This window comes from Acidiphilium sp. PM (assembly GCF_000219295.1).
Lineage (GTDB): Bacteria > Pseudomonadota > Alphaproteobacteria > Acetobacterales > Acetobacteraceae > Acidiphilium > Acidiphilium multivorum.
The window spans coordinates 1-3817 of the sequence record NZ_AFPR01000174.1 but is presented as its reverse complement, the minus strand read 5'-3'; the positions used below and the strand labels follow the sequence as shown (position 1 = coordinate 3817).

Genomic DNA, 3817 nt, shown 5'->3' with positions numbered 1-3817 from the left:
CGACGGGCGAAGAAGCGGGGGTCGCCCGGCCGCGGGTCCGCCGTGCCGCTCATCCGGCCTACTTCTTCTTCTCGCCCTTCGACAGGTTCGGCGACCACGGAGGGCGGCACCGCGACCGAAGGCAGGATCTTGTTCAGCTGCTCGGTGACTTCCTTGGTGATGTCGAAGGCGTTCACGTTCAGCGCGACCTGCGAGCGGTGCAGCACCAGGTTCATGCCGTGCGCCTGCGACACCTGGCGGATCACCGCGATCAGCGAGCTTTCGATCTTGCCGAGCGCCTTGCGCGCCGAGAGCTCGATGGCGACGTTGCGGTTGTGGAAGTCGACCTGCGCCTGCTCGATCTCGGCCTGCAGGTGCTGCTCGCGCGCGGCGAGCGTGGCCTTGGAGAGCTTGCCCTTCTCGGCGGTGATGGTGTGCTGCTCCTGCTCCCAGCGCTTCTGGTCGGCCTGGGCTTCCTCGGCCAGCTTCTTGCGCCGGGCGTTGATGATCTTCTCGACACCCTGGGCGGCGGTCGAATTCTGCATGACGTCGGGCACCGAGAGCACGCCCATCACGGCGGCGGGCGGCGACTTTTCCTTGGGCAGCGGGGCGAGCTGCGGGATGGGCGGGAGCTTCTCGGGCGGAATCTGCTGCACGCCGGGCTGGCCGACGGGCGCGGGCTGCGGCTTGGGCAGCGGCGCGTGGATCGGGGCGGTGTGCGGCGCCTCGGCCTTCGGCTTCGGGATGAAGTAGCCCTTGCCGTTCTCCGACTGGGCGTGGCCGACGCCGAGGCCGGCGCCGAACGCCATGATCAGGGCCGGAAGCGCCAGACCGGCGCGGATTTTCGCGATGCGTGTCACGTGATCAGAACCTCGTACCGAAGGAAACGCGGAATTGCTCGACCTGGTCGTATTTGTATTTCTTGATCGGCTGGGCATAGGACAGGTCGATGAGCCCGAACGGGGTGTTCCAGGCCACGCCGACGCCGGCGGAGATGCGCGGGGCCGCATTGTCGTAGACCCCGAGCGTCTGGCCGTTCACCGTGATCGGCGAGACGCCGGTCAGGCTGCCGATATCGGTGAAGGCGAAGCCGGAGACGCCGAGATCGGGGCTGACGGGCAGCGGGAAGTGCAGCACCGTGTCCTGCGTCCAGATGAAGTTGCCGCCGATGCTGTCGCCATATTGCGTGTCGTGCGGGCCGGCGCCGCCGGTCTGGAAGCCGAGCATGCTGTCGCCGCCGAGGAAGAAGCGGTCGGCCAGGGTGGTGCGGTAGCCCTCGATGCCGAAGATCTTGCCGACATGGCCGTCGAACTCCAGCACCCAGGCCTTGTCGCCGAAATAGCGCTCGAGCGGGATGTAGTAGGCGCCGCGCGCCTCGAGGCGGATGTATTTCGCGGTGCCGCCGAGGCCGGCGAAGTCGCCGGACAGCGCGAGGATCTCGCCGCTCGAGGGATCGATGCGGTTGTTGCGGTAGTCGAAGGTGAGGGTGGTGCCGAGCTGCGAGAGCGTGGTCTTGCCCTCCTCGCTCAGGATGTAGAGGCTCGCCGAGCTGGCGATGTTGTAGATGTCGCGCGTGCTCAGCGTGTAGGTGAAGGCCTGGCTGACATGGTCGTTGTAGCGGAAGCCGAGCCGCAGGTCGCCGCCGATCGAGCGCTCGCTGAACACGTAGGCGGTGGAGTTGTAGGTGTCGGTGCGGAAGAGGTCGAAGCCGGCGATCAGGTTGCGGCCGAGGAAATACGGGTTGGTCACGCCGAGATTGAACTGCGTGCCCTTCTGCGCCAGCAGCGCCGAGATCGAGGCGCTGATGCCTGTGCCGAGGAAGTTGTTCTGGCTCAGCCCGATATTCGCCAGCGCGCCGAGATCGGTCGAGTAGCCGCCGCCCAGCGAGAACTGGCCGGTCGCCTGCTCGGCGACATCGACATCGAGGTTGACGCGGTCGGGCGTGCTGGTCGGCGAGGTGGCGATCTTCACCCCGTCCTGCTTCTTGAAATAGCCGAGATTCTCGAGGTTCTGCTTCGACTGGTCGACCGCGTCCTGGTTGTAGGCATCGCCGGGGGCGAGCTCGACCTGGCGGCGGATCACCTGGTCCTCGGTGCGGGTGTTGCCGCGGATCACCACGTCGTTGACGTAGACCTTCGGCCCCTCGACCACGCGGAAGGTGAGGTCGATCGTGTGGTTCGCGTGGTTCTCGTGCACGTCCGGCACCACCTGGGCGAAGGCGAAGCCGCGGTTCTGCGCGGCCTTCGAGATGTTCTTCACCGCGGTCTGGATCGCGTCGCCGTCGAAGATGTCGCCCTTCTCGATCGGCACCAGCGCGCGCAGCGACTTCGCCGAAAGGTTCGTCACGCTGCTTTCCACCTTCACCGAGGCGATGTGGTAGCGCGGCCCCTCGTCGACGACGAAGGTGAGGAAGAAGGACTTGCGGTCCGGCGCGAGCTGGGCGGTGGCGCTCTTCACCTTGAAGTCGGCATAGCCGTGGTGGAAGTAGAAGCGGCTGAGCAGCGCCTCGTCGTATTTCACCCGTTCGGGGTTGTATTCGTCGCTGCTGGAGAGGAAGCGGAACCAGGCGTTCTCGCGGCTCGAGATCACCTCGCGCAGGCGGGTCTGACCGTAGTGGCGGTTGCCGATGAAGTCGATCCGGCTGATCAGCGTCTCCGGCCCGTCATGGCAGCGGAACACCACGTTCACCCGGTTTTCCGGCAGCTTCACGATTTCGGGGGTGACGGTCGCGCTGTAATGGCCCTGCTTGGCGTACTGGTCGAGGATCGTTCGCGTGTCGGCCGCCGCCGCCGCCGGGGTGAATACCGAGCCGGGCTTGAGCGAGACCACCTTTTTCAGGTTGGCGTCGGTCAGCACCGAGTTGCCGCGGAAGAACACCTGGTTGACCACCGGGTTCTCCTGCACGTCCACCACCAGGTCGTTGCCCTGGCGGGTGAGCGAGACGGTGTGGAACAGGCCGGTGGCGTAGAGCGTCTTCAGGCTCAGGTCCATCCGCCGCTGGCTGAAGCGGTCGCCGGGGCGGAGCAGGATGTAGGAAAGGATGGTGCTCGCATCGATGCGCTGGTTGCCGCGCACCTCGATGGCGGCGATGCGCCCGCCCGTCGCCGCCGCCGCGCTGTGCGGCAGGGTCGCGGCCGGGGCGACCGGAGCCAGGAACACCGGAGCGAGGCACGCCGTGGTCATCAGAGCCAACCGCAGTCGCCGCAAGGACTGTCTCCCCATCACACGAAGTCACCAACCGGACGCGGGCCTCTCCCGCATCCGCACAGACAAGCGGCCTAGCCGCAACCGCTCCGCGCCGCAAGGGCAGCGCCGGGCTAGCGTCCAGTCCATCGCGCCTCGATGACGCGCGCGCCGGGCGGAATCGGCATGTCCGCCACCTGCCTTTCCTCGCTCTTGCGGACGGCGTGCAGCAGCACGAAGAGCACGGCGGTGTTCAGCATTCCCGGCGGAATCCACTGGATGATGCCGCCCAGCATCTGGTCCTTCATCGGCGAGACCGAGGGGTAGAGCCGGCCGCAGAGATCGTAGAAATTGTAGAGATTGGTCGAGGTCAGCGCGATGTAGGACGAGGCGGCGATCTGCGGGAACATCGGCAGGAAGCCGGCCGCCATCCGCGTGAGGTAGGAATAGCCGGCCTCGGCCCGGGGCCGCGGGTCGAGCACCACCAGCCAGAACAGCAGGCCGGAGAGGATCATCGCGATGTTCATGAAGGCGTAGAGCGGCGGATTGATCATCGAGGCGAAGTTCACCCCGGGGATCAGCCAGACATCCGTCGTCACCAGCATGACCACGATGGCGACGGGCGGAAAGCGCAGCGCCCGCAGCGCCGCCCGCG

The 3817-nt window shown here is 66.8% G+C and carries 3 protein-coding genes; all 3 read right to left on the bottom strand.

Features of this window, described 5'->3' with window-relative positions:
• On the bottom strand, positions 1-839 hold an 839-nt coding region (locus APM_RS08440), incomplete at its 3' end, for an OmpH family outer membrane protein (protein WP_007422945.1).
• Positions 840-843: 4 nt separating this feature from the next.
• Positions 844-3162 (bottom strand): outer membrane protein assembly factor BamA, encoded by a 2319-nt coding sequence (bamA, locus tag APM_RS08435; protein ID WP_007422944.1) that lies wholly within the window; start codon positions 3160-3162, stop codon positions 844-846.
• Between the two features lie 134 nt (positions 3163-3296).
• Positions 3297-3817, bottom strand: a 521-nt coding sequence (locus APM_RS08430) for a cytochrome c oxidase assembly protein (RefSeq protein WP_007422943.1), incomplete at its 5' end; no start/stop codon positions are given.

What these genes read in the sequence shown, in the direction of transcription:
- bamA (WP_007422944.1), bottom strand. Translation starts at nt 3,162, where the DNA reads ATGACCACGGCGTGCCTCGCTCCGGTGTTCCTGGCTCCGGTCGCCCCG.